Below are 23,723 nucleotides of genomic sequence, written 5' to 3'. Positions count from 1 at the left end.
TTCAGCCGGCCTCATAGCACCGCTCAGCCGGGTTGCGACAGCACCGCGGCGATAAACTTTCGGCCCCTCGGCGTCGCAGCCGCGAGGGCGCCGGCCATGCGTCCGGCGGTGTTGCCTTCCTGCACCGGCCGGGTCCATAGGTTCCCCGGAACGGTTCTCGACAAGAACGAACTCGGGAAGGACGACCTCGCCATGGCCCAGACGCCGCGCCCCCGCATCGACGCCAGCCGCCTGCGTTCGCGCCTCTGGTTCGACAACCCGGACAACCCGGGCATGACCGCGCTCTACCTCGAGCGCTACCTCAATTTCGGCCTGACCGTGGGCGAGCTGCGCGGCGGCAAGCCGCTGATCGGCATCGCCCAGACCGGCTCCGACCTCTCGCCGTGCAACCGCCACCACCTCGAACTCGCCAAGCGCGTGCGCGAGGGCATCACGGCGGCCGGCGGCGTGGCCTTCGAGTTCCCGTGCCACCCGATCCAGGAGACCGGCAAGCGGCCGACCGCCTCGCTCGACCGCAACCTCGCCTACCTGTCGCTGGTCGAGGTGCTGTACGGCTACCCCCTCGACGGCGTCGTGCTGCTCACCGGCTGCGACAAGACCATGCCGGCCTGCCTGATGGCGGCGGCCACCGTGAACATCCCGACGATCTCGCTGAACGTCGGCCCGATGCTGAACGGCTGGAGCCGCGGCGAGCGCACCGGCTCGGGCACCATCGTGTGGAAGGCTCGCGAGCGTCACGCCGCCGGCGACATCGACTACCAGCAGTTCCTCGACATCGTGGCCTCCTCGGCGCCCTCGGACGGCCACTGCAACACCATGGGCACCGCCTCGACCATGAACGCGCTGGCCGAAGCGCTCGGCATGTCGCTGCCGGGTTCGGCGGCGATCCCCGCGCCCTACCGCGAGCGCGGGCAGGCGGCCTACGCCACCGGCCAGCGCATCGTCGACATGGTGTGGGAGGACCTGAAGCCCTCCGACATCCTCACCCGCGAGGCGTTCGAGAACGCGATCGTCGCCAACACCGCGATCGGCGGCTCGACCAACGCGCCGATCCACATCAACGCCATCGCCAAGCTGATCGGCGTGCCGCTCACCTGCGACGACTGGGAGCGCGTCGGCTACGACATCCCGCTCCTCGTCAACATGCAGCCGGCCGGCCAGTATCTCGGCGAGGAATACTACCGGGCCGGCGGCCTGCCGGCGGTGATGTCGGAGCTGCTGGAAGCCGGCAAGCTCCACGCCGACGCGCTGACCTGCAACGGCAAGACCGTGGCGGAGAACTGCGCGAACGCCCACACCTGGGACCGCGACGTCATCAAGCCCTATGCCGAGCCGATGCGCGAGCGCGCCGGCTTCCTCAACCTCAAGGGCTCTCTGTTCGACTCCGCGATCATGAAGACCAGCGTGATCAGCCGCGAGTTCTACGACCGCTACCTCGCCAACCCGGAGGACCCCTACGCCTTCGAGGGGCGTGTCGTGGTGTTCGACGGGCCGGAGGATTACCACCACCGCATCGACGATCCGGCCCTCGAGATCGACGAGCACACGGTGCTGATCATGCGCGGCGCCGGGCCGATCGGCTATCCGGGCGCGGCCGAGGTCGTGAACATGCAGCCCCCGGGCGAGCTGATCCGCAAGGGCGTGCTGTCCCTGCCCTGCATCGGCGACGGGCGCCAGTCCGGCACCTCGGGCACGCCCTCGATCCTCAACGCCTCGCCGGAAGCCGCGGCCGGCGGCGGCCTCGCTCTGCTCCAGAACGGCGACCGGGTCCGGATCGACCTCAACAAGCGCACCGCCGACATCCTGCTCCCCGAGGAGGAGATCCGGCGCCGCCGCGAGGACCTGGCAGCCCGGGGCGGCTACCCCTACCCGGCGAGCCAGACCCCCTGGCAGGCGATCCAGCGCGCGATGGTCGACCAGCTCTCCGAGGGCATGATCCTCAAGGGCTCGGAAGCCTTCCAGCGCATCGCGCAGACGCACGGCGTCCCGCGGGACAACCACTGACGAGGGCCGTCCCCGGATCGCGCCGAATCGTGCGCATTCTCCTCTCCCCGCGGGCGGGGAGAGGGCCGTGTCCCCGTCCAGGGGATACGGCGAGGCGGCAGCCGAAGGTGAGGGGGAGGTGCCGGAGGAGACTCGTCCGGAGATACCCCCTCACCTTCGCCCTTCGGGCTTGCCGTGTCCCCGACAAGGGGGACACAGCCCTCTCCCCGCCCGGCGGGGAGAGGGGATTTCCCGCGCCTCATCCGTCTGACGTGCACGGCTGTCCGCCCCGACACGCCGGCAGGCCCGATTTCGCCCGCCCGGCCGATTTACAGCCGCGCTCGCGGCGTGTGAGGAAGGGGCCGGACCAAGGGAGCCAAGCCCGATGACCGACCTCGCCGAGCGCCGCGCCGCCTTCCGGCGGCTCCATGAATCCGGCTGCTTCGTGATGCCGAATCCCTGGGACATCGGCACCGCCCGCTACCTCGCGGCGATGGGCTTCCCGGCGCTCGCCACCACCAGTTCCGGCTACGCCTTCACCCGGGCCCTGCCGGACACCGACTGGGCGGTGCCGCTCGACGCGATGCTCGCACACATCGCCGAGATCGCCGCCGCCACCGACCGGCCGGTGAACGCCGACTTCGAATCCGGCTACGCGCACGATTCCGAGGGCGTCGCCCGCAACGTCGCGGCCTGTGTGGCGACCGGCATCGCCGGCCTGTCGATCGAGGACGCCACCGGCGATCCCGCGCGGCCGCTCTACGACATCCGGGAGGGGGCCGAGCGCATCCGCGCGGCGCGGGCGGCGATCGACGCGTCCGGCGCCGACGTGATGCTGACCGGCCGGGCCGAGTGCTACCTCACCGGCCACGCCGAGCCGCTGCCGGAGGCGATCCGCCGGCTCCAGGCCTATGCCGAGGCCGGCGCCGACGTGGTCTACGCGCCGGGCCCGAAGCGGCGCGAGGAGATCCGCACCCTGGTGGAGGCCCTGGCGCCGGTACCGGTCAACATCCTGATGAGCACCAATCCGGGCCTCAAGGTCGCCGATCTCGAAGCTCTCGGGGTGCGGCGGATCAGCGTCGGCTCGTCGCTGGCGCGGGCGGCCTGGACCGGCTTCATCCGCGCGGCGCGCCGCATCCACGACGAGGGCAGCTTCGGCGGCTTCGACGGCTCGGTGAGCTTTTCGGAGATCAACGGCTTCTTCCGTAACGACCTGAAGGAGCGGGGCGGCGCATGAGCCCGGACCGCGATCCCGTCACCGGCCTGCCGATCGGCCACCCCGTCGCCGTCACCGCCCCGGCCCCCGCGCCGGAGCGCGTGCGCCTGGAGGGGCGCCACGTCACGCTCGTGCCCCTCGAGGCGGCCCACGCCGCCGACCTCGCCGAGGGCGCGGTCGGGCCCGGCACCGAGGCCCTGTGGCAATACATGCCCGCCGGGCCGTTTCCCGACCGCGCGGCGTTCGAGGCCCACGTCGCGGCCTGCGCGGCCTCGGCCGATCCGCTGTTCTTCGCCATCCTCGATGCCGGGACGGCCAAGGCGATCGGCCACGCTGCCCTGATGCGGATCGACCGGGCGAACCGGGTGATCGAGGTCGGCAACATCCTCTACACCCCGGCGCTCCAGCGCACGCCCGGCGCCACCGAGGCGATGCGGCTCCTCGCTGCTTACGTCTTCGATCTCGGCTATCGCCGCTACGAGTGGAAGTGCAACGCCCTCAACGCGCCCTCGCGCCGCGCGGCCGAGCGCCTGGGCTTCACCTACGAGGGGCTGTTTCGCCAGGCGGCGATCGTGAAGGGCCGCAACCGCGACACGGCTTGGTTCTCGATGCTCGACGGCGAGTGGCCGCAGCTCGCCCAGGGCTTCGACCGCTGGCTCGCCGCCGGCAACCTCGACGGCGGCCAGCGCTTGCGCCTCGGCGCGCTCACCGCGCCGGCGATCCCGGGCAGCGCATTGCGGCGGGCGACCATTGCGGACGAGGCCGCCCTCGCGGCCTTGCAGGAGGCGGCCTACGCGCCGAACCGCCGGCTCCTCGGCGTCGAGCCGGTGCCGCTCCTCACCCCGGCGAAAGAGGTGCTGGCGCGCTACGAGGTCTGGCTGGCGGAGGCCGCCGGCGCGCCCGCCGGCGCCCTGGTGCTCGATCCGCAGCCCGATCACCTGATGATCTGGAGCATCGCGGTCGATCCGGCGCATCAGGGTGTGGGCTTCGGCGACGAATTGCTCGCGGCGGCCGAGGCCAGGGCGCGGGACCTCGACCTGTCAGAGCTACGGCTCTACACCGGGGACAAGCTCGTGCGGAACATCGACTGGTACGCGCGGCGGGGCTACGCCACCGCGCGGGTCGAGGCTCTGCCGGACCGGCGCCTGGTGCACATGCACAAGCGCCTCGCCTGACGACGAGGATGCACAAGCGCCTCGCCCGACACGGCGAGACACGAACAAGCCCCGCCAACGAGCGGGCGGACATCACGGGAGGATCGACAATGGCGGGACGGCTGACGGGCAAGCGCGCGGTCGTGACGGCGGCGGGGCAGGGGATCGGCCGCGCCATCGCGGCGGCGTTCCTGGCGGAGGGCGCCGAGGTGCTGGCGACCGACCTCGATGTGGCTAAGCTCGAGGGCTTGAAGGGCGCGCAGGCCGCCTCCCTCGACGTGCGCTCTGACGAAGGCGTCGCGGCCTTCGCCAAGGGCGCGGGGCCGGTCGACGTGCTGGTGAACGCCGCCGGCTTCGTCCACCACGGCACGATCCTCGATTGCACCGACGCCGAGTGGGAGCTCGCCTTCGACCTCAACGTGCGCTCGATGCACCGCACCATCCGGGCCTTCCTGCCCGGCATGCTGGAGCGCGGCAACGGCTCGATCGTCAACATCGCCTCGGCGGTCGGTGCCGACGCCACGGCACCCAACCGCTACGTCTACGGCGCCTCGAAGGCGGCGGTGGTCGGCCTGACCAAGGCGGTGGCGCGCGACTTCATCCGCAGCGGCGTGCGGGCGAACGCGATCTGCCCCGGCACGATCCAGTCGCCCTCCCTCGACGACCGCATCGCGGCCTTGGCGGAGATGAACAAGACCTCGGTCGAGGCCGCCCGCCAGGCCTTCATCGACCGCCAGCCGATGGGCCGGCTCGGCACCCCGGAGGAGATGGCCGCGCTCGCCGTCTACCTCGCCTCGGACGAGTCCCGCTTCACCACCGGCCAGACCCACGTCGCCGACGGCGGCTTCACGCTCTGAGGACGGAGATACGACGATGCACATCCTCATCCTCGGCGCCGCCGGCATGGTCGGCCGCAAGCTCCTCGACCGGCTGGTCAAGGACGGCACGCTTGGCGGCGAGACGATCTCGCGCCTGACCCTGCACGACGTCGTGCCGCCGGAAGCCCCAGCGGGGACCAAGATCCCGGTCTCGCTCTCGGCCTCCGACTTCTCCGATCCCGGCGAGGCCGAGCGCCTGGTCGCCGGCCGCCCCGACGTGATCTTCCACCTCGCCGCCATCGTGTCGGGCGAGGCGGAAGCCGATTTCGACAAGGGCTACCGGATCAACCTCGACGGCACGCGCCGCCTCTACGACGCCGTGCGGGCGATCGGTGAGGGCTACAAGCCCCGCTTCGTCTTCACCTCGTCGGTGGCCGTCTTCGGCGCGCCGATGCCGGACCCGATCCCCGACGAGTACCTGACGGCGCCGCTCACCAGCTACGGCACCCAGAAGGCGATCGGCGAGCTCTTGCTCTCCGACTACTCGCGCCGCGGGATCTTCGACGGCGTCGGCATCCGCCTGCCGACCATCTGCGTGCGGCCGGGCAAGCCCAACAAGGCGGCCTCCGGTTTCTTCTCCGGCATCATCCGCGAGCCGCTGGCCGGCCAGGAGGCGGTGCTGCCGGTCTCCGACCAAGTCCGCCACTGGCACGCCTCGCCGCGCTCGGCCGTCGGCTTCCTGATCCACGCCGCGACGATCGACACCAAGCGCCTCGGCGACCGCCGCAACCTGACCATGCCGGGCGTCGGCGCCACAGTGGCCGAGCAGATCGAGGCCCTGCGCCGCGCCGCCGGTGACTCCGCCGTCGCCCGCATCCGCCGCGAGCCCGATCCGACGATCGAGCGCATCGTCTCCGGCTGGCCCCGCACCTTCGACGCGCGCCGCGCGCTGGAGCTCGGCTTCAAGGCCGAGCCCGACTTCGACGCCATCGTGCGGGCGCATATCGAGGACGAGCTGGGCGGGAAGGTGCCGGCGTAAGGGCCGATGGCTTCGAGGTGAAGCGCGGGTAATCCCCTCTCCCCGACAGATCCCGGGCTTGTCCGGGATCTGCAGGCGACAGACGAAGTCGGGCAAGCCCGACTTCTCGCGGGGAGAGGCCTGAGCTCCGAAGGGGCTCAGGGAGCAGCGAACCGCAGGTTCGCCGCGAGGGTGAGGGGGAAGTGCCGAATGTGGCTCCTCCGGAAACACCCCCTCACCCTCGCTCCGGCTGCGCCTCCGCTTGCCGTGTTCCCTGAACAGGAACACGGCCCTCTCCCCGCCCGCGGGGAGAGGAGAGACCTGCGCGATTTCCGCTGAAGTCTGCAGCACGAAAAGAAACGGGCGGCACTCGCGTGCCGCCCGTTCTCATTTTCCGATGATGGAAGCGTCAGCCCCGCTGAGCCACCGTCACGTAGTCCCGCTTCGGGGCGCCGGTGTAGAGCTGGCGCGGACGGCCGATCTTCTGGGACGGGTCCTCGATCATCTCGGCCCACTGGCTGATCCAGCCGACGGTGCGGGCGAGCGCGAACAGCACCGTGAACATCGAGGTCGGGAAGCCCATCGCCTTGAGCGTGATGCCCGAGTAGAAGTCGATGTTCGGGTAGAGCTTCTTCTCGATGAAGTACTCGTCCTTGAGGGCGATCTGCTCCAGCTCCATCGCCACGTCGAGCAGCGGATCGTCCTTGATGCCGAGCTCGCTCAGGACCTCGTGCGTGGTCTTCTGCATGATGCGGGCGCGCGGGTCGTAGTTCTTGTAGACCCGGTGACCGAAGCCCATCAGGCGGAAGGGATCGTTCTTGTCCTTGGCCTTGGCGACGTACTCGCCGACGCGCTCAGGGGTGCCGATCTCGGCCAGCATCTTCAGCGCCGCCTCGTTGGCGCCGCCATGCGCCGGTCCCCACAGGCAGGCGATGCCGGCGGCGATACAGGCGAAGGGGTTGGCGCCCGAGGAGCCGGCGAGCCGCACCGTCGAGGTCGAGGCGTTCTGCTCGTGGTCGGCGTGCAGGATGAAGATCCTGTCGAGGGCCCGCGACAGCACGGGGTTCGGCTGGTACTCCTCGCACGGCACCGCGAAGCACATCCGCAGGAAGTTCGAGGTGTAGTCGAGGTCGTTCTTCGGGTACACGAAGGGCTGGCCGATCGTGTACTTGTAGGCCATCGCCGCGAGCGTCGGCATCTTGGCGATCATGCGCATGGAGGCGACCATGCGCTGCTTCTCGTCCGTGATGTCGGTCGAGTCGTGATAGAAGGCCGAGAGCGCGCCGACCGAGGCCACCATGACGGCCATCGGGTGGGCGTCGCGGCGGAAGCCCGAGAAGAAGCGGTTCATCTGGTCATGCACCATGGTGTGGCGCGTGACGCGGTAGTCGAAATCGGCCTTCTGGGCCGCGGTCGGCAGCTCGCCGTACAGCAGCAGGTAGCAGGTCTCGAGGAAGTCGCCGTGCTCGGCCAGCTGCTCGATCGGGTAGCCGCGATACAGCAGCACGCCCTCGTCACCGTCGATGTAGGTGATCTTCGATTCGCAGGACGCCGTCGAGGTGAAGCCCGGGTCGTAGGTGAACTGGCCGGTCTGCGCGTAGAGCTTGCTGATGTCGATGACGCTCGGACCGATCGTGCCGGTCTTGGTGGGCATCTCAATCGCGCGGCCGTTCACCTGAAGGGTGCTGGGGGGGAGGCTCATGGGGTTGCGGACCCTTTCCATCAACGAGACTGAGCGTCGGCGCCTCGGCCGCGGCCCCCGGGGCAGGGCGGCGAACTTTGCTGCGGGTGCTCACTCGCCGTCCGGGTTAGCGGATCGACGCACCGGCATCAACTACGGGCCCGCGCCCGGGTGACAGAATTCAGACTCTGTTCAGAGGTGGCCGGATCACCCCCGCGAGACGGATTCGCGGGGGTGCGCGGTGAGGTTGTGCTTCGAAAGGCGGCTTGCCCAGACCTTGGGCAGCGACGTCCTCCCGCCTCAGGCAGCGGCCTGGACCCGCAGGCGCTCCAGGCTCTCCTCGCGGCCGAGTACCGCCATCACGTCGAAGAGCGGCGGCGAGGTCGTGCGGCCGGTGAGCGCCGCGCGCAAGGGTTGAGCGACCTGCCCGAGCTTGACCCCGGCGGTCTCGGCGAAGTGCCGCACCGCACCCTCGGTCGAGGCGGCGGACCACTCGTCCAGCGCCTCGAGATGGGGAAGCGCGCCGGCCAGGCGCTCGCGCCCGCCATTGCCGAGGAGGCCGGTAGCCTTCTCGTCGAGGGTGAGAGGATCGGCGTAGAGGTAATAGGCGCTGTCGACGAGCTCGATCAGGGTCTTGGCCCGCTCCTTCAGCCCCGGCATCGCGGCGATGAACTTCTCACGCAGGCCCGCGTCGAGCGGGGCGGAGAGGCCCCAGCGCCCACCCTGCGTCGGCAGGATCGCCTCGATCGCCTCGACCAGCGCCTCGTTCGAGGACGAGCGGATGTAGTGCCCGTTCAGGCTCTCGAGCTTGGCGAAGTCGAACCGGGCCGGCGAGCGCCCGACCGAGGCGAGATCGAAGGCCGCGATCATCTCCTGCGTGGAAAAGATCTCCTGGTCGCCGTGGCTCCAGCCGAGGCGCACGAGGTAGTTGCGCAGGGCGACCGGCAGGTAGCCGAGGTCGCGATAGGCATCGACGCCGAGCGCGCCGTGGCGCTTCGAGAGCTTCGCCCCGTCCGGCCCGTGGATCAGCGGGATGTGCGACATGTTCGGCACGTCCCAGCCGAGCGCCTGGTAGATCTGGGTCTGGCGCGCCGCGTTGGTCAGGTGGTCGTCGCCGCGGATGACGTGGGTCACGCCCATGTCGTGGTCGTCCACCACGACCGCCAGCATGTAGGTCGGCGTGCCGTCCGAGCGCAGAAGGACGAGGTCGTCGAGGTCCTTGTTCTGCCACACCACCCGGCCCTGCACCGCGTCCTCGACCACGGTCTCGCCGTCGGTCGGCGCGCGCAGGCGGATCACCGGCTTGACGCCGGCCGGTGCCTCGGACGGGTCGCGGTCGCGCCAGCGGCCGTCGTAGCGGATTGGCTTGCCCTCGCGGCGGGCAGCCTCGCGCATCTCGGTCAGCTCCTCGGGCGTCGCGTAGCAGTGATAGGCCCGGCCGGCGGCGAGCAGCCCCTCGGCCACCTCGCGATGCCTCCCTGCGCGGGCGAACTGGTAGACCACGTCGCCGTCCCAATCGAGGCCGAGCCAGTTCAGCCCGTCGATGATCGCCTCGATGGCGGCGTCCGTCGAGCGCTCGCGGTCGGTGTCCTCGATGCGCAGCAGCATCCGCCCGCCGTGCCGGCGCGCGTAGAGCCAGTTGAACAGCGCCGTGCGACCCCCGCCGATGTGGAGGAAGCCCGTGGGCGACGGGGCAAAGCGGGTGACGACGGAGGACATGCGCGACGTGAACCGGGTGAGAGCGGAAAAAACGGTGTGGCCGGGGCCGTCAGGGCCGGGTCGCCTGAGTCGACCCGCCGGCGCCGGGTCCTGTAGCATGCGCGAGACGAGCCGTTAAGAAACCGTCTCCGGGGCCGATCGTTCGTCGGGCTGCCGGGGGAGCGGCGGTTGCGCGCAGCCTCGTCGCAGGACGGACGATGGCCGGGTCGGGGGCAGGAACGGGAGTGGTGGCGCGCGGATTGCGCGCGCTGCCCGCACCCGTGCTGCTGCTGCCCGCGCTCGGCTCCTGGTTCGCCGCCGGCCTCGCCCTGGAGGCCGCGCAGCGCCGGCTGTTTCCCTGGTTGGCGGTCGCCTTCGGGGCCGGCGCGCTCCTGTTCCTCACGGTCGCCGACGGGCCGGCCGTGCTCGCCGCGCCGCTCGGCACCGGGCTCGCCCTCGCCGGGGCCGCCTTCGCCTTGCGGGCCCGGGCGGTGGCGCCGGCCCTGCTGCTCGCCGCGTCCTTCGTGTTCCTCGGCTTCACGGCGGCGGCCTACCGCACCGCCAGCGTCGCCGCGCCGGTGCTCGCCCGCACGGTGATCGCGCCGCTCCACGGCTTCGTCGAGGCGCTGGAGGAGCGCGAAGAAGGGGCCCGCCTCGTGGTGCGGGTGATGCGGCTCGGCGAGATGCCGGCGACGGAGCGCCCGTCCCGGGTGCGGGTCTCGTATCGCCGCGCCGACAACCTCAAGCCCGGCGACTACATCGAGGCCAGGGCGCGCCTCCTGCCCCCGCCGGAGCCGGCGCGGCCGGGCGGCTACGACTTCTCCCGCGACGCGTATTTTCGCGGCATCGGCGCCGTCGGCTCGCTCCTCGGCCAAGCCGCGGTCAAGCCGCCGCCCGAGCCCGCGCCGCTGGCCCTGCGCCTCGCCGCCGGCCTCGACGAGGCCCGCAACGCGCTCACCCGCCGCATCGCCGATGCCAATGGCGGCCAGCCCGGGGCGGTGGCGGCCGCCCTCGTCACCGGCAAGCGCGGCCTCATCGACCAGGACACCAACGAGACGCTGCGGGCGGCGGGCATCTACCACGTCGTCACAAGCTTGCAGGTAGACCGGCAAACGCCGTAAGCCGGGTCCGAACAATACCTGGACGCGCAATGAGCCATGACCCGATCGATGGCCCCCTGCCGGAACCGGCGTGGGCCTTCAGCTACATCCGCCTGAGCTCGAAGCGTCAGGCCAACGCAGAGGTCCGGAACGCCAACGACCCCGACCGCAAGCCCGAGCGCGACGGCTACCGGCGGCAGGTACAGCTGCGGGAGGACTATCTCGCGAACAACCCGCACCTGACCCTGAACACGAGCTTCGACCTCAACGACATCGGCGTGTCCGGCTTCACCGGCGCGAATGCCGCAATCGACAGCCGGCTCGACCTCTTCCAGAGAGCGATCGCCGACGGCCGCGTCCCGAAGGGATCCTACCTCCTCGTCGAGAGCCTGGATCGCTTCAGCCGGGACGAGGTCGACATCGCCCAGCACATGCTCCTCAGCCTCATGCGCGCTGGCATCATCGTCGTCTCCCTGACGGACAAGAGGACCTACCGCTCCGGCTTGTCGGGCGCCGAGCAACAGGCCTCGTTCATCTTCAGCGTGATGACGCTGATGCGTGCCCATGAGGAATCGCGGATCAAGTCAGAGCGCCTCCAGGCGACATGGCATCAGAAGCGGGCCATGGTCAGGACGCGCAAGCTGACAGCTCGCGCCCCGGGCTGGCTCCGGAAGGTCGACGACGGGTTCGTCGAGGTCGAGAAGCGGGTGGAGGTCGTCCGGCGGATCATGCAACTGCTGGCCGACGGGTTCGGTCGCGACTACATCGCCAGGGCCCTGAACGCGGACCCGGATCCGGAGAAGCGGCCCTGGGGACACGGGACCCAATGGCATGGTGGCACGGTCCAGAAGATCACCGATAACAGGGCCCTGATCGGCGAGTTCCAGCCGCACAAGCTGGAGTTCGAGCGGATCAACGGGGTGCGGGTGGCAAAGCGCCTTCCGATCGGGGATCCGATCAAAGACTACTTCCCGCGCGTGATCGACGACGATCTATGGAACAAAGCCCGTGCCGTCGCCGTCAGTAGGCGCATGGGCCGCGCGCCGAATGCCGGAGGACGCCAGGGCACGGTCATCTCGAACCTGTTCGGCATGGTGGCGGCCTGCGGCGCGTGCGGGAAGCCGATGACATACCGCGACCGCGGCCCTCGCTCGTCGCCTGTGCTCCGATGCACGGGCGAGCGGGCCGGCTCATGCGAGAATGCCTACCGCATCCCCTACCACGACACCGAGAACGCGATCCTGTCGTGGCTCGTCACGCTCGACCTGTCGGGGGGCGCCCGAGGCGAGATCGCCCGCCTGGACGAAGAGCTCAGGAACAAGACGGCGAAGTCCGCCGAGCTCAAGACCCAGGGCGAGGCGATCGTCAGGAAGTTCGGCGCCTTGAACGAGTATGCGGAGGAACCGCTGCGCGAGATCGACAAATCGCGGGCGAGCCTCAAGCGTGAGATCGCCGGCATCTCCGCCACCCTTGCAGCCCTCAGGGCTCAGGGTGCACGCGACGAGCGCGTCGCCGCGGTGACCGAGACGGTTCGGCTTGCTTGGAACCGTGCCGAGGCATCGGATGATGCAGCGCGCGCCGGCATCGATGAGGAGACGCACGCCGTTCGGACCAGGGTTAGGCAGGTCATACGGAATACGGTCAAGTCCATGCGCTGCCAGCCGGACGGGCTCATCGAGGTCGAGACGATCGATGGCGCGGCGCACAGGTTCCGGGACGGCTTCTGGTGGAACGAGGAAGCACGGGGGTGGATGCCCTGGGCAGGATCCATGTTCGGCATGGGTTACCGAGCCACCAAGGCCGAGCTCCGCCGACGTGCCGCATGGCTCGCCGAGGCCGAGGCGGCGTGCCCGCCGCTGTCGTGGAGGGATGTCGAAAAGAAAAGGTCTGAGAAGGCGGCCTCAGCCTCCGATCCTGTCGAGCGGGGTTAGCGTTGGTCGCCTTCACAAGTCCCATGCAACTTGATCGGTACCTCAAGATCGTATCGACGACCTGCTCGGCTGAGTCTCCGGATGATTGGATGTCCGGATCCCACACCTCTGCTACTGTCATCCTCTCACGACATGGGCGCGATGGGTAAATTTATTGCGCGGAAGGGCGGTATAGAGAGCTGATGCGCGTCCCTCGTGCCTCGTCGACGCAAAGTGAGGATGGGGATGGTATCGGCGCGGTTTGGCGCGGCTTCGCCGAAGGGAGCGTAGTTCAGTATCGGACATCAATCGAAGGCCAGCCCAGGTGATGGCAAGGAAGCTGCTGGGTTCGGCGTCGTGACCGGCCGAGCTTCCTGCATCCGATGTCAACCAAGGTGCTGGGTTCGGACATGCTGCGTGACACGATCCGCGGAAGTCACGTCGGGCTTAACCTGGATGTTCGAACTGACGGTGCCGCCTGAAACCTCGCTTGGCGTGTAGGACGGGCGACAGCTATGGTAGCGGGCCCCCTCGACGATGAACGCCGCCCATGCCGAGCGCGCCCGGCAAGTCGATCATCGACGCGCGACCCGCCGGACCTCGACCACAGTCTCGATGTCCTCAACCTTGAGCACGGTGCCGTTGGGGCCGTCCACCACCATGGCCGACGGCCGCCTCGCGTTGTGGCGCTCGGTCGTCCCCTCAACCTGCTGCCATACGTGGCCGGTGTCGAACTGGAAGATCATGCCGCGTCCGAAGCCCGTGAACGGCGAGACGATGCTGCCGTCGCACTCGATCGATACCTCTGCGACAGGAACCGCGACCGGAACCCCCTCCACCCTCATGACTGGCCGACCGCCAGCCAGCGTGACCTCGACCGCCGGCATGTAGGCGTAATGGTAGTGATAATGGTACTCCGCCTGCTGCCATGCCTGCCCGTTCATGAGCTTCACGATGGTGTCGCCCGTCCATCCCTCGAACGAGCCGTCGATCTGAGTTTTGATGCGCATGAAGTGTGTCCCCCTTTCGAAGTCACCGCGGTTTTCCGCTCAAGGACAGGGCGCACAATCAATGGTGTCGCAGGGGCTCGCAAGGTCCTGCCCCAATCCGTCTCCATGTATGGACGAAGTGGCCGGGGAGCCTCCGCATCCTCCGAGGCGGAAGGCACGGGTTGAAGTATGCCGTCCTCGCCAGATCAGGTCGCAGCTAGCTCTTGCATGATGATGTAGATCGCGTACCACCGAGAGCGGGGCCTTACACGGCGTTGCGGCGGGGAAACAGCATGTCAGAGTTCGACCAGGTGCCGTTCGGCGCAGCCGAGTTCGCCGACAACCCTGAGCCGCGCTGTCCATGCCTGCTCCTCCTCGACACCTCCCACTCGATGCAGGGTCGACCCATCGCCGAGTTGAACAAGGGATTGGTGGCATTCAAGGATGAGCTCGCCGCTGATGCCCTGGCCATGAAGAGGGTCGAGATCGCGGTCGTGACGTTCGGGCCGGTCTCCGTCGTCCATGACTTCCAGACACCCGACCTGTTCGTCCCGCACCAGCTGGAGACCACGGGCGATACCCCGATGGGGGCCGCCATCGAGCGTGGCGTCGGGATGGTCCGTCAGCGCAAGGACACCTACCGCGCCAACGGGATCTCCTACTATCGCCCCTGGATCTTCCTGCTGACCGACGGCGCGCCGACCGACCAGTATGCCCGGGCCGCGCAGCTGGTTCGCGAGGGCGAGGAGACGAAGGCGTTCTCGTTCTTCGCGGTCGGCGTGGAAGGGGCGAACATGGACGTCCTGGCGAGCATCTCCACCCGCCAGCCCTTGAAGCTGGGCGGCCTCCGCTTCCGAGAGCTCTTCGCCTGGCTGTCCTCCTCCCTGAGCGGGGTCTCACGCTCCCAGGTCGGACAAGCCGTGCCGTTGGCCGCCCCGACCGGGTGGGCCGAGGTGTGAGCGAGGCCAGCCGTCCCTGGCGACTGGCGGCAGCCATCGCCAGGGGCACCTCGCACGAGGTTTCAGGCACCCCTTGCCAGGATCACGCCTGCTGCCGGGTCATCGCCACCGACGGCGGGAGCGTGCTGATCGCGGTCGTCTGCGACGGCGCGGGCAGCGCCGCGTATGCCGACGTCGGCGCCTGGCGAGCGGCCGAGACGATGGCCGAGCTGGTCGAGCTGCATTTCGAGGAAGGCGGGCGCATGGCCGACGTCGACCTCGCCTGCGGCCGAGCCTGGGTCGCCCGGGTGGCCGATGCCTTGATCCGCGACGCCGCGGCCCAAGGAAGGGCGATCCGAGATTATGCCTGCACGCTGCTGGCTGCCGTCGTCGGCGAGGACTGCGCGGCATTCCTGCAGGTGGGCGACGGCGCCATCGTCATATCCCGCGGCGAGGACGAGGACTGGTCCTACGTGTTCTGGCCGCAGCACGGGGAGTTCGCCAACACGACGAACTTCGTCGTTTCTCGCGATGCGACCGAGCTCCTCGACTTCGCGTTCGTGCCCGAGCGGCTCCAGGAGCTCGCGCTCTTCTCGGACGGGCTGGAGAACCTCGTCCTGCACCATGCGACGAGGACGGTCTACGAACCCTTCTTCAGGCAGATGATCGCGCCGGTCCGGCGGGGCGGGGAGCCCGGCCTAAACGATGCCCTCTCCTCGGATCTCGGTCGGTATCTCGCATCCCCGCGCGTCTGCGAACGCACCGATGACGACAAGTCGTTGGTCCTCGCCTCCCGCCTGCCACCCGCCTGACGGGGCCCCAGATGGACAACGGGCCGCCGCAGGTGGTCGACGATGCCGGCAGGTCGATCCGGCTGGGAGCCGTCCTCGGCCGGGGAGGGGAGGGCGCGGTCTACGAGGTGATTGCGCTGCCCGGCCTCGTGGCAAAGGTCTACCACAAGCCGCTAACCGCCGAGCGGGCAGACAAGATCAGGCTCATGGGCCAGCTCGGCAACGATGCCCTGGGACGGCTCGCGGCGTGGCCCGCGGGACTTCTCATGGACGGCACCGGACGCGCGCCGGTCGGGCTCCTGATGCCGCGGGTCAACAACCGCAAGGACATCCACAACCTCTACAGCCCGAAGAGCCGCCGTTCCGAGTTCGTGAGGGCGGACTGGCGCTTCCTCGTCCACGCGGCGGCCAACACGGCCCGCGCCTTCGCGGCGGTGCACGCGGCCGGCTGCGTCATAGGCGACGTCAACCACGGCGGTGTCCTCGTTGGCCAGGACGCCACCGTCACCCTGATCGATTGCGACAGCTTCCAGGTCACGCACGGCGGTCGCCGCTTCCTGTGCGAGGTCGGAGTCGAGACTTTCACGCCGCCCGAACTGCAAGGCCGCTCCTTCCAGGGAGTAGTGCGCAGTCCGTCACACGACGATTTCGGCTTGGCCGTGATGACGTTCCTGCTGCTGTTCATGGGGCGCCATCCCTTCGCCGGACGGTTCTCCGGCGCGGGCGACATGCCGATCCCACGCGCCATCGAGGAGCACCGCTTCGCGTACGGCCAGGGGCGCGCCGCCCTGCAGATGACCCAGCCTCCGGGCACCCCGGCATTGTCCATCGTGGGCCCTCAGGTCGCCCAGCTGTTCGAGAGGGCGTTCGCGGCCAACGCGCCGACGGTCGGCCGCCCATCGGCGCGAGAGTGGATCCCTGCTCTGGAAGGCCTCGAAAGGGACCTCAAGCAGTGCGCGTCCAACTCGTCGCACTGGCACCACCGAGCCTCGTCGTGCCCGTGGTGTCCCATGGAGGGAGCCACCGGCATCGTCCTCTTCCCGGCCGTGCAGCAAGGCGGGGCCGGCACGGTCTTCGACATGGCCCGGCTATGGCGGGAGATCGAGGCGGTCCATCATCCGGGGCCGGCCCCGGCAATCGTGGTTCCGATGCCGGAAGCCTCCGCCGAATCCCGGAAGCTCGCCTCCTTGGGCAGGAAGCGCCATGCCGTCGCGGCCACCCTGGCGGGCATCGTGGCGGCTTTCGCGCTCGTGGCCGGCCCCGTGATGCTTCTGGCCGCGGTCGTCATGTACCTCGTCGCCCTCGCAGCCAACAGCGGGGACCGGCAGGTCGCGCCGATCATTGCGGCCTTCGATGCGGCGGCGGCGCGATGGGACCGGGCGGAAAAGGAATGGTCGCAGAAGGCGGGACCCGGCCTTTTCGAGCAGCGCAAGGCCGTCCTGGTTGGGCTGCGAAACGACTGGAACCAGGTGCCGAGCCTCAGGTTGCGGATGCTGGCCGACCTGGAACGCGACCGCGAACGTGCTCAGCGCACTCGCTTCCTCGATGCGTTCGAGATCGAGAAAGCCAGGATCGAGGGCATCGGCAAGGGCCGGAAGCTGACGTTGGCATCGTACGGCATCGAGACCGCCGCCGACGTGACCCAGGCTGCCCTGTCCCAGGTGCCTGGCTTCGGACCGAAGCTGCAGGCGCGCATGCTCGCGTGGCGGTCCCAGGTGGAGCAGCGCTTCGTCTTCGATCCGAGGCGCCACGTCGACCCCCGGGACACCGCTCGCGTCGAGCAAGACATCCTGGCCAAGAAGACCCAGATCGAGGGCCGCATGGGCGTCGCCCTGGGAGAACTGCGACAAGCGCATGCGCAGATCCTCTCCGTGCGCCGACACATGCAACCTCAAATCGAGGCCGTCCGCCAGGAATTCATGCAGGCGTCAGCCGACAAGCAGGCCGCTGGACGGTGACGCCTACTTCATATCCCAGCCGACCACGACGCCGTTCTCCAACGTGATCCGACGGCGGAAACGGTTCTTGCCGTTCTGGTCGTATTTGTAGGTCTCGCGAGTTTTTGCCTTGTAGACCTTCCGGTCCGTCGCCGCTGGCGGGCCCAGCGCGTCCGACAATTGCTCGGCCGACATCCCCTGCCAGACCATTTTCTTCATGAGCATATCGACAATCTCGGCATCGCCGTACTTGGCCATGAGCCTTTTTCGGCGAGCTTCATTGCGCATGTGATTCAACGCCCACGCCCCGATGCCGATCAGGACGACTACCATTATTATTTCCACGTCTCCCCCTGCGACGATGCAGTCCCGCCCCGTTCTGGCGCCAGATGTACGCCTTGGCAGGACAAGGTTTCGGAACGGACTTCAGGATAGACGATGATCGCCGTCCGCCTCCACGCAAAATCGCCGGTTCGGGCTACTTGCCCGCAGCATCCATGCGTTCGATCCCACTCCCCGGCACGAGACGCGAACTTGTCCACCCGCCGCCGTGGTGAGGTTGGTGGCCCGCGGAATTGCCACCACAACCGTTTATCGCCGCCATAGGCGCAAGCGAAGTCGCTTCGAAGGGTAACCAAGCACTAACGTGCGCCCGACGTGCGCCTGTGGTTGACCACATGGGCATGGAGCACGAGGCGGGAGCGGGGTTGAGGTTTGTCGTGGTGGAAGGGCAACGCGGCCATCGAGCTCCGTCGCCGCCTAGCGGTCGGGTGTCCCCGAGGGGAGGGGACTTTTGACGGATGGACGGACCCGGCGTTGGCATCACGGCGGCGCCTCGATCATCGGGTCTCCTCGCAATCGTTGCCGAGGATCCGATCTACGGCGAGGAATGCCGCTCTCAGCCTGTCGCGGACGTCGACCAGCACGGCGGCGGTGGCGACGTCCTGTCGGTGTGCCAGGATCAGGAACACGAACAGCACCTCATTTGAGCGCTCGACCAGCGAGACGAGGTGCTCCCCGCTCGGGGCGAAACGTCCGGCCAACCAGTTCTTCGCCGCTCGCTCGCTGGCGCCCGTCCACTGCGCCACCGTCTTTACCGCGGCGTGCGAGTGGCCGAGCTCCCTCCGCAGGGCCTTCGCGATCTCCGTCGCGACCGTGCCTTCCGAAATGGGAGGCCGGCCACTGCCGACTGGAAACTTGTTGCTCTCTTTCGGAAACGACATTCCCAACCTCCTGTCAGTAGGTTCGGGATGAGAGAAGCTTACGGCTTCTAAGATGCGACCGCATAGTAAGCCGTACTAACGAGGATCGTTGGTTGAGGCCGACCGGTAAAGACACCCTGGACGGTCGTGGTCGGCGCGGGCCCAAGCCGGCGGTGGCTTACGTGCGCATGTCGACCGACCCGCAGACGTTCTCGCCTGAGAACCAGCTCGCCTTCATAGGCCGCTTCGCCGAGAAGCACGGCTTCGAGATCCTCCGGGTCTACGAGGATGCCGGACGCAGCGGCTTGACGCTGGAGGGACGCGATTCCCTGCGCCGGCTGCTGTCCGAGGTCGAGGGTGGCCGAGCGGACTTCGAGGCGATCCTGGTCTACGACGTGAGCCGCTGGGGCCGGTTCCAGGATGCCGACGAGGGCGCCTACCACGAGCACGTCTGCCGCCGCGCCGGCATCACGGTCCACTACTGCGCCGAGCAGTTCGACAACGACGGCAGCATCGGCTCGACGCTCCTCAAGACGGTCAAGCGCCTGATGGCCGGCGAGTACAGCCGGGACCTGTCGGTCAAGGTCTTCGCCGGGCAGTGCCGCCTGATCGAGAAGGGATTTCGGCAGGGCGGGATGGCGGGGTACGGACTGCGCCGCCTGATGGTCGACGAGCACGGCGCCGCCAAGACCGAGCTGCGCCTCGGCGAGCGCAAGAGCCTCCAGACCGATCGGGTCATCCTGGTGCCGGGTCCCGAGGCCGAGGTGGCGACCGTCCGGCGCATCTACGCCCTCTTCCTCTCCGGCGAGCCGGAGCGCGAGATCGCGGATAGGCTGAACGGCGAGGGGGGCCGGACCGACCTCGGGCGCCCATGGACGCGCGGGACGGTGCATCAGGTGCTGACGAACCCGAAGTACGTCGGCGACAACGTCTACAACCGGGTCTCCAACAAGCTGAAGCAGCGCCGGGTCGTGAACCCGCCAGGCCTGTGGGTGGTCGCGAAGGGGGCCTTCGAGCCGGTCGTGGCGAGCGACGTCTTCGAGAAGGCGCGCGCGATCGTCGAGGATCGCAGCCGCCGCTACGACGACGCGGAGCTGCTCGAACTGCTGGCGCGGCTGCTGGAGGCGGCGGGCGCCTTGTCGAGCCTGGTCATCGACGAGCGCGAGGACATGCCGTCGAGCAGCGTCTACCGGCGCCGCTTCGGCAGCCTCCTGCGCGCCTACCGGCTGGTGGGCTACGCCCCGGATCGCGACTATCGATACCTGGAGGAGAACCGGCGCCTCAGGGCTCTGCATCCCGAGGTGGTCGGCTCCGTGGTCGAGGGCCTGGAAGGCGTCGGCGGCACGGTCGACCGCGACCCGGCGACGGACCTCCTCAGCGTCAACGGCGAGTTCACGGCCTCCATCATCATCGCCCGCCATCGCAGCACCGCCGCGGGATCGTCCCGGTGGCGCCTGAGGCTCGACGCGGGCCTCGCGCCGGACTTCACCGTCGCGGTCCGCATGAATTCGGGCAACGAGACCCCGCTGGACTACTACGTCCTTCCGAGCATCGACATGACCGAGCCGAGGCTGCGCCTCGCCGAGCGCAACGGGTTCTCCCTCGACGGCTACCGGTTCGACGATCTCGACTTCTTCTACTCGCTCGCCAAGAGGGCCAGCTTCACGGAGGCCGCGTGATGGAACGGGTCACCAAGCGCGTCGTCATGATCCCGGTCGATCGGATCACGGTGCTCAACCCGCGGTCGCGCGATAAGCGGCGCTTCCAGGAAATCGTGGAGAACATCGGCAGGGTTGGACTGAAACGCCCGATCACCGTCAGGCGCGTCCCGTCCAAAGATGGCCAGGAGGCCTACGGCGTCGTGTGCGGCGAGGGGCGCCTGCGGGCGTGCATCGAGCTCGGCCAGACGGAGATCCCCGCCGTCGTGGTCGATGCGAGCGAGCAGGACTGCCTGGTGATGGGCCTGGTCGAGAACTGCGCGCGTCGCCAGCATCGCCCGGTCGACCTGCTCCACAACATCGGGACCCTCCGCAAGCGCGGCTACAACGACGCCGAGATCGCGACGAAGGTCGGCTGCACGCAACAATGGGTCAACATGATCGGCAGCTTGATCGAGCGGGGCGAGGAACGCCTCCTGTCGGCCGTCGAGACCGGGATCCTGCCGATCAGCGTGGCTATCGAGATCGCGAAGGCCGACGAAGCGGGGGAGCAGGCCCTCCTGGCGCAGGCATACGCGGAGAAGAAGCTGTCGGGCGGGAAACTGGTGAAGGCGCGCCTCTTGCTCGAAGCCCGCCGGAAGCGGGGCCGCGAGGTCGACACCAGTCCCTTCGGGCGCAAGGAGCCGCCGCGGTCCCCGACCTCCCCCACCGCGCTGCTTCGCATTTTCCAGCAGGAGGCCGATCGCGAGAGGGTACTCGTCAAGAAGGCGGAGCTCACGCAATCCCGATTGATGTTCATCGTCGAGGCCATGCGCGAGCTTCGGGAGGACCAAGCCTTCGTGCAGCTGCTGCAGGCCGAGAGGCTGGACGCGATGCCGGCCGACCTGGAGGCCCGCGTGGCCGGGAGGGCGTCATGAGCGGGGCGCGGCAGAAGTCGTTCACCCTAGGGTTCGAGCAAGGGATCGTCGTCGTGCCGATCGCCTCGCTGATGCCGGTGCAGATCCTTAGGCCGACCCTTAAGGCGAGCCAGGAGTACGCGCAGATCGCGCAGTCCATCCGGGAGATCGGCGTGGTCGAGCCCCCGGTGATATCGAGGGACGCGGCGGCCCCGGGGCGCTACCTCCTGCTCGACGGCCACGTCCGGGTGGAGGTGCTCAAGGACGAGGGGGCGACCGAGGTGGAATGTATCGTCTCCAAGGACGACGAGGCCTACACCTACAACCGCCACATCAACCGCCTCACCCCAGTGATGGTGCGGGCGATGATCGTCCGCACGATCGAGCGCGGCGTGCCGCAGGAGAAGCTCGCCGCCGCGCTCCGAATGGACGTCGTGAGCATCCAGCGCCGCGTGAAGATGCTGGACGGGATATGCGAGGAGGTGGTTACCCAGCTGACGGACCGGCACTGCCCGATGGCCGTCTTCGACATCCTCCGCAAGATGAAGCCCTTGCGGCAGATGGCGGTGTCCGACCTCATGGTCCAGCACAACAACTTCAGCGTGGCCTACGCGTCGGCGATCCTCGCAGGGACGCCCCAGGCAGACCTCGTCTCGGGGAAGAAACCCAAGCCGAAGGGCGTGAGCCCGGCGGCGATGGCCCGGATGGAGCGGGAGCTGGAGAACCTGCAGATGTCCATGGGCGCGATCCAGGATTCCTTCAGCCGGGACAACCTCCACCTGACTGTGGCCAAGGGCTACCTCGCGAAGCTCCTCGCCAACCGGCAGGTGCACCGCTTCCTCGCCACCCGGCATCCCGAGCTGCTCGAACCGTTCCAGGCAATCGCTGAGGTCAAGTCGACCTTGCCCGAGGGCGAGGCAGCCTGAGATCCGACAGCGGGGGCGCACCGCGAAGCCTCTACCTCGCAACCGCCCTGTACCTCGTGGCCATCGCCGAGCCGGTATGGCCCTCCGCCATCAAGGGAGCGTTGTCCGTGCTCTTGCCGAGCTCGCCCTGAAGCCGCCTTGCGGGTTGGTGCAATCATCGGCCGGATCGTGCCCGCCACGGCGAAGGGCTCCGGGGAACGGTTGTCCAGGAGGCGACCCGCCCCCTCCACGAGAATGCGGAGCATCGAATCGGCGGAACCGCTGGCGGCGCTCATCGACCGACGCGAGGACGAGCTCGATGCGATCTTCGGTGCTGCCGTGAACCTCCCGGGCGATGACGGGGCGGCTGGCCGTTCGGTTACGGGCCGTGACGGCGCTGCGCGGAAAGCGTCGGTGAGGCGCGGCCCGGTCAAGGTCTTAACAGTCATCGGTCTCGGTCGCCGGGGCCCGTTCGTGGCCGGGCGCAGGGACCGGATCCGCGACTCCGAAAGTAGCGCGTAGCGGGTAGCGCCACATGGCATTCGCTACGGCTCGGCACGCTTCCTTAACCGTGCTCGCCAAAGGCTGTTGACCTTTGGAAGGTGCGGGCGATGGCGAAGGGCAAGGCGGACCCCGCGCGGGCCGAGGACCCTCGGCGGAAGCAAGTCTTCCGAGCGGCGGACCAGATCCGGGCCGAGGGCAAGGAGCGGGTCGCCCTGCGGAACGTATGGGCGCGGGTGAAGCGCAATGCCGGCGTGGCGGGCAACAACCAATGCGTGGGCGGGTACCTGTCGGAGTGGGCGGAGGAGCGCCAGTACAGCCCGGTCATCGAGCCCGCGGGGCTGCCGGACAAGGTGTCGGCGCATCTCGCGAAGGCGGGGGTGGAGCTCTGGAAGGCCGCGCAGGCGGAGGCGGCGACGGTGCTGGAGCGCGAGCGCGTCCGCATGGCGGAGGCCATCGCGATCGAGCGCGAGTTGCGGAACGAGGCGCTGGGCATGGTCGACGCGCGTGACGCGGTGATCGAGGCCCAGCGGAAGGAGCTCGCATGGTACGCTGGCGAGCTCGAAAGGATGAAGGGCCACGTGCAGGCCGTGCGGGCCCGGGAGTTCTGGGGTCGGGTCGCGCAGGAAATCTGGCAGGTCCTGCCGGAGACGGAGGCGCTGCACCTGAGGGACATCGCGCAGCGGGTCGGGCGCGAGTTCGTGAAGGAGGCCGAGGCGTATCCCGGGGAGTGGGGGCCGGAGTTGCTACGAGGCGTGGTCGACCAGCGGATCGTGTATCGCAAGCTGTTCGCGAGCGAGGGCGGCGGTCGCTACCGCAGGCGGCGCCCCGAGGACGACGCGGCCTGAAGCCTGCGGCCCATGGAAACCCGTCCCCCGATGCGTGGCCTGTCGATGCGACAGGATCGATAGATGCCGCGGTCGACCGATCGCAGGCCGCGGATGGGCGAGGCTGGAACGAGCGAGGCGGCAATCGCACCGGCTTAAAGGGTCCAGAAGGCTCCACGACCGGCGGATAATGTGCTCACGACCGTGTGCCAGTCGTCGGGCGCACACGCCGGGGGTATTGGCCCAATAGGGTGATGGGTGGGAGAGGTTCTGGCGCGCGGGGCGGTGCGTGCCGTGATCGAACCGTCAACGGCGGTTTGCTCCCTGCATATCGCAGGGCCTGGGGGGAACGCCGGGATAGGGCCGGCGAGGATGCCGGACTTGTTCGCAACGAGGCCCGGGACTGGCCGTTCGCCAGCATCGACCGGCACGGGACGGGATCCGCTCCAAGTCGCAAGGGGCCAAAATCCTCCCGAGGGTTCCCGAAGGTTTGGCTTCGTA

Annotated in this window: 18 protein-coding genes and 1 pseudogene; 14 read left to right on the top strand and 5 right to left on the bottom strand. The window is 68.9% G+C overall.

The genetic code is table 11. From position 1 onward, the window contains the following. The first annotated feature begins 192 nt into the window (after positions 1–192). The 5 genes from ACS5PV_RS03575 to denD all read left to right on the top strand — a co-directional run bounded on the left by ACS5PV_RS03575 (position 193) and on the right by denD (position 6,210). Complete coding sequence (locus tag ACS5PV_RS03575) at positions 193–2,004, top strand: IlvD/Edd family dehydratase (protein WP_455393998.1); 1,812 nt, start codon at positions 193–195, stop codon at positions 2,002–2,004. A gap of 364 nt (positions 2,005–2,368) precedes the next feature. Then, positions 2,369–3,220, top strand: a complete 852-nt coding sequence (locus tag ACS5PV_RS03570; protein ID WP_455393997.1) for an isocitrate lyase/PEP mutase family protein — start codon at positions 2,369–2,371, stop codon at positions 3,218–3,220. Further along, the gene (locus ACS5PV_RS03565; RefSeq protein ID WP_455393996.1) at positions 3,217–4,374 is read left to right on the top strand and encodes a GNAT family N-acetyltransferase; all 1,158 of its coding nucleotides are present in this window, start codon (positions 3,217–3,219) and stop codon (positions 4,372–4,374) included. The genes ACS5PV_RS03570 and ACS5PV_RS03565 overlap by 4 nt, the downstream gene beginning before the upstream one ends. 89 nt (positions 4,375–4,463) lie before the next feature. Further along, entirely contained in the window at positions 4,464–5,210 is a 747-nt protein-coding gene (locus ACS5PV_RS03560) for an SDR family oxidoreductase (protein WP_455393995.1), read from the top strand. A gap of 16 nt (positions 5,211–5,226) precedes the next feature. Continuing rightward, entirely contained in the window at positions 5,227–6,210 is a 984-nt protein-coding gene (gene denD / locus ACS5PV_RS03555) for a D-erythronate dehydrogenase (protein WP_455393994.1), read from the top strand. Between the two features lie 388 nt (positions 6,211–6,598). On the opposite strand, the gene gltA is transcribed toward denD, so the two are convergent. Both gltA and gltX read right to left on the bottom strand, forming a co-directional pair. Further along, positions 6,599–7,891 carry a citrate synthase gene (gltA, locus tag ACS5PV_RS03550; protein WP_455393993.1) on the bottom strand — a complete coding sequence of 431 codons (1,293 nt, stop codon included), beginning with the start codon at positions 7,889–7,891 and terminating at the stop codon, positions 6,599–6,601. A 279-nt stretch (positions 7,892–8,170) separates the two neighbouring features. Beyond that, positions 8,171–9,589 (bottom strand): glutamate--tRNA ligase, encoded by a 1,419-nt coding sequence (gene gltX, locus ACS5PV_RS03545; RefSeq protein WP_455393992.1) that lies wholly within the window; start codon positions 9,587–9,589, stop codon positions 8,171–8,173. 197 nt (positions 9,590–9,786) lie between these two features. Here gltX and ACS5PV_RS03540 point away from each other — a divergent pair. Both ACS5PV_RS03540 and ACS5PV_RS03535 read left to right on the top strand, forming a co-directional pair. Continuing rightward, positions 9,787–10,659 (top strand): annotated as a pseudogene (locus ACS5PV_RS03540) (DUF4131 domain-containing protein); the annotation flags it as partial. Between the two features lie 59 nt (positions 10,660–10,718). After that, a complete protein-coding gene (locus tag ACS5PV_RS03535) occupies positions 10,719–12,599 on the top strand; it encodes a recombinase family protein (protein WP_455393991.1) in 1,881 nt (626 codons plus the stop codon). Positions 12,600–13,153: 554 nt separating this feature from the next. On the opposite strand, the gene ACS5PV_RS03530 is transcribed toward ACS5PV_RS03535, so the two are convergent. Beyond that, on the bottom strand, positions 13,154–13,588 hold the full coding sequence (locus ACS5PV_RS03530; protein WP_455393990.1) for a hypothetical protein: 435 nt from the start codon (positions 13,586–13,588) through the stop codon (positions 13,154–13,156). A gap of 272 nt (positions 13,589–13,860) precedes the next feature. Here ACS5PV_RS03530 and ACS5PV_RS03525 point away from each other — a divergent pair, with 272 nt between their 5' ends. The 3 genes from ACS5PV_RS03525 to ACS5PV_RS03515 are packed head-to-tail and all read left to right on the top strand — an operon-like array spanning position 13,861 to position 17,254. Beyond that, complete coding sequence (locus tag ACS5PV_RS03525) at positions 13,861–14,526, top strand: vWA domain-containing protein (protein WP_455393989.1); 666 nt, start codon at positions 13,861–13,863, stop codon at positions 14,524–14,526. After that, the gene (locus tag ACS5PV_RS03520) at positions 14,523–15,317 is read left to right on the top strand and encodes a PP2C family serine/threonine-protein phosphatase (protein WP_455393988.1); all 795 of its coding nucleotides are present in this window, start codon (positions 14,523–14,525) and stop codon (positions 15,315–15,317) included. Before ACS5PV_RS03525 ends, ACS5PV_RS03520 begins: the two co-directional genes overlap by 4 nt. An 11-nt stretch (positions 15,318–15,328) precedes the next feature. After that, complete coding sequence (locus tag ACS5PV_RS03515) at positions 15,329–17,254, top strand: hypothetical protein (RefSeq protein ID WP_455393987.1); 1,926 nt, start codon at positions 15,329–15,331, stop codon at positions 17,252–17,254. A 3-nt stretch (positions 17,255–17,257) separates the two neighbouring features. On the opposite strand, the gene ACS5PV_RS03510 is transcribed toward ACS5PV_RS03515, so the two are convergent. Together ACS5PV_RS03510 and ACS5PV_RS03505 are read right to left on the bottom strand one after the other, a co-directional pair. After that, complete coding sequence (locus ACS5PV_RS03510; protein ID WP_455393986.1) at positions 17,258–17,566, bottom strand: hypothetical protein; 309 nt, start codon at positions 17,564–17,566, stop codon at positions 17,258–17,260. 506 nt (positions 17,567–18,072) lie between these two features. Further along, positions 18,073–18,456, bottom strand: a complete 384-nt coding sequence (locus ACS5PV_RS03505) for a hypothetical protein (protein ID WP_455393985.1) — start codon at positions 18,454–18,456, stop codon at positions 18,073–18,075. Positions 18,457–18,572: 116 nt separating this feature from the next. On the opposite strand from ACS5PV_RS03505, the gene ACS5PV_RS03500 reads away from it, so the two are divergent. From ACS5PV_RS03500 to ACS5PV_RS03485, 4 genes are all read left to right on the top strand, one after another. Beyond that, positions 18,573–20,114, top strand: a complete 1,542-nt coding sequence (locus ACS5PV_RS03500; RefSeq protein WP_455394448.1) for a recombinase family protein — start codon at positions 18,573–18,575, stop codon at positions 20,112–20,114. Beyond that, on the top strand, positions 20,114–21,010 hold the full coding sequence (locus tag ACS5PV_RS03495; protein WP_455393984.1) for a plasmid partitioning protein RepB C-terminal domain-containing protein: 897 nt from the start codon (positions 20,114–20,116) through the stop codon (positions 21,008–21,010). The genes ACS5PV_RS03500 and ACS5PV_RS03495 overlap by 1 nt, the downstream gene beginning before the upstream one ends. Continuing rightward, a complete protein-coding gene (locus ACS5PV_RS03490; protein ID WP_455393983.1) occupies positions 21,007–21,915 on the top strand; it encodes a plasmid partitioning protein RepB C-terminal domain-containing protein in 909 nt (302 codons plus the stop codon). Before ACS5PV_RS03495 ends, ACS5PV_RS03490 begins: the two co-directional genes overlap by 4 nt. Positions 21,916–22,505: 590 nt before the next feature. Beyond that, entirely contained in the window at positions 22,506–23,243 is a 738-nt protein-coding gene (locus ACS5PV_RS03485) for a DNA-binding protein (RefSeq protein WP_455393982.1), read from the top strand. Positions 23,244–23,723: the final 480 nt, after the last annotated feature.

This window comes from Methylobacterium sp. Gmos1, from assembly GCF_053764715.1.
The sequence above is the reverse complement of the archived record's forward strand: the minus strand, read 5'-3'. Positions and strand labels throughout refer to the sequence as shown.

Excerpts from the sequence above, each read along its gene's own strand:
- ACS5PV_RS03560 (WP_455393995.1), top strand. The coding sequence starts at position 4,464 with ATGGCGGGACGGCTGACGGGCAAGCGCGCGGTCGTGACGGCGGCGGGG.
- ACS5PV_RS03505 (WP_455393985.1), bottom strand. The coding sequence starts at position 18,456 with ATGTCGTTTCCGAAAGAGAGCAACAAGTTTCCAGTCGGCAGTGGCCGG.
- ACS5PV_RS03565 (WP_455393996.1), top strand. The coding sequence starts at position 3,217 with ATGAGCCCGGACCGCGATCCCGTCACCGGCCTGCCGATCGGCCACCCC.
- ACS5PV_RS03515 (WP_455393987.1), top strand. The coding sequence starts at position 15,329 with ATGGACAACGGGCCGCCGCAGGTGGTCGACGATGCCGGCAGGTCGATC.
- ACS5PV_RS03490 (WP_455393983.1), top strand. The coding sequence starts at position 21,007 with ATGAGCGGGGCGCGGCAGAAGTCGTTCACCCTAGGGTTCGAGCAAGGG.
- denD (WP_455393994.1), top strand. The coding sequence starts at position 5,227 with ATGCACATCCTCATCCTCGGCGCCGCCGGCATGGTCGGCCGCAAGCTC.
- ACS5PV_RS03495 (WP_455393984.1), top strand. The coding sequence starts at position 20,114 with ATGGAACGGGTCACCAAGCGCGTCGTCATGATCCCGGTCGATCGGATC.
- ACS5PV_RS03485 (WP_455393982.1), top strand. The coding sequence starts at position 22,506 with ATGGCGAAGGGCAAGGCGGACCCCGCGCGGGCCGAGGACCCTCGGCGG.
- ACS5PV_RS03535 (WP_455393991.1), top strand. The coding sequence starts at position 10,719 with ATGAGCCATGACCCGATCGATGGCCCCCTGCCGGAACCGGCGTGGGCC.
- ACS5PV_RS03530 (WP_455393990.1), bottom strand. The coding sequence starts at position 13,588 with ATGCGCATCAAAACTCAGATCGACGGCTCGTTCGAGGGATGGACGGGC.
- gltA (WP_455393993.1), bottom strand. The coding sequence starts at position 7,891 with ATGAGCCTCCCCCCCAGCACCCTTCAGGTGAACGGCCGCGCGATTGAG.
- ACS5PV_RS03525 (WP_455393989.1), top strand. The coding sequence starts at position 13,861 with ATGTCAGAGTTCGACCAGGTGCCGTTCGGCGCAGCCGAGTTCGCCGAC.
- ACS5PV_RS03575 (WP_455393998.1), top strand. The coding sequence starts at position 193 with ATGGCCCAGACGCCGCGCCCCCGCATCGACGCCAGCCGCCTGCGTTCG.
- ACS5PV_RS03570 (WP_455393997.1), top strand. The coding sequence starts at position 2,369 with ATGACCGACCTCGCCGAGCGCCGCGCCGCCTTCCGGCGGCTCCATGAA.
- ACS5PV_RS03510 (WP_455393986.1), bottom strand. The coding sequence starts at position 17,566 with ATGGTAGTCGTCCTGATCGGCATCGGGGCGTGGGCGTTGAATCACATG.
- gltX (WP_455393992.1), bottom strand. The coding sequence starts at position 9,589 with ATGTCCTCCGTCGTCACCCGCTTTGCCCCGTCGCCCACGGGCTTCCTC.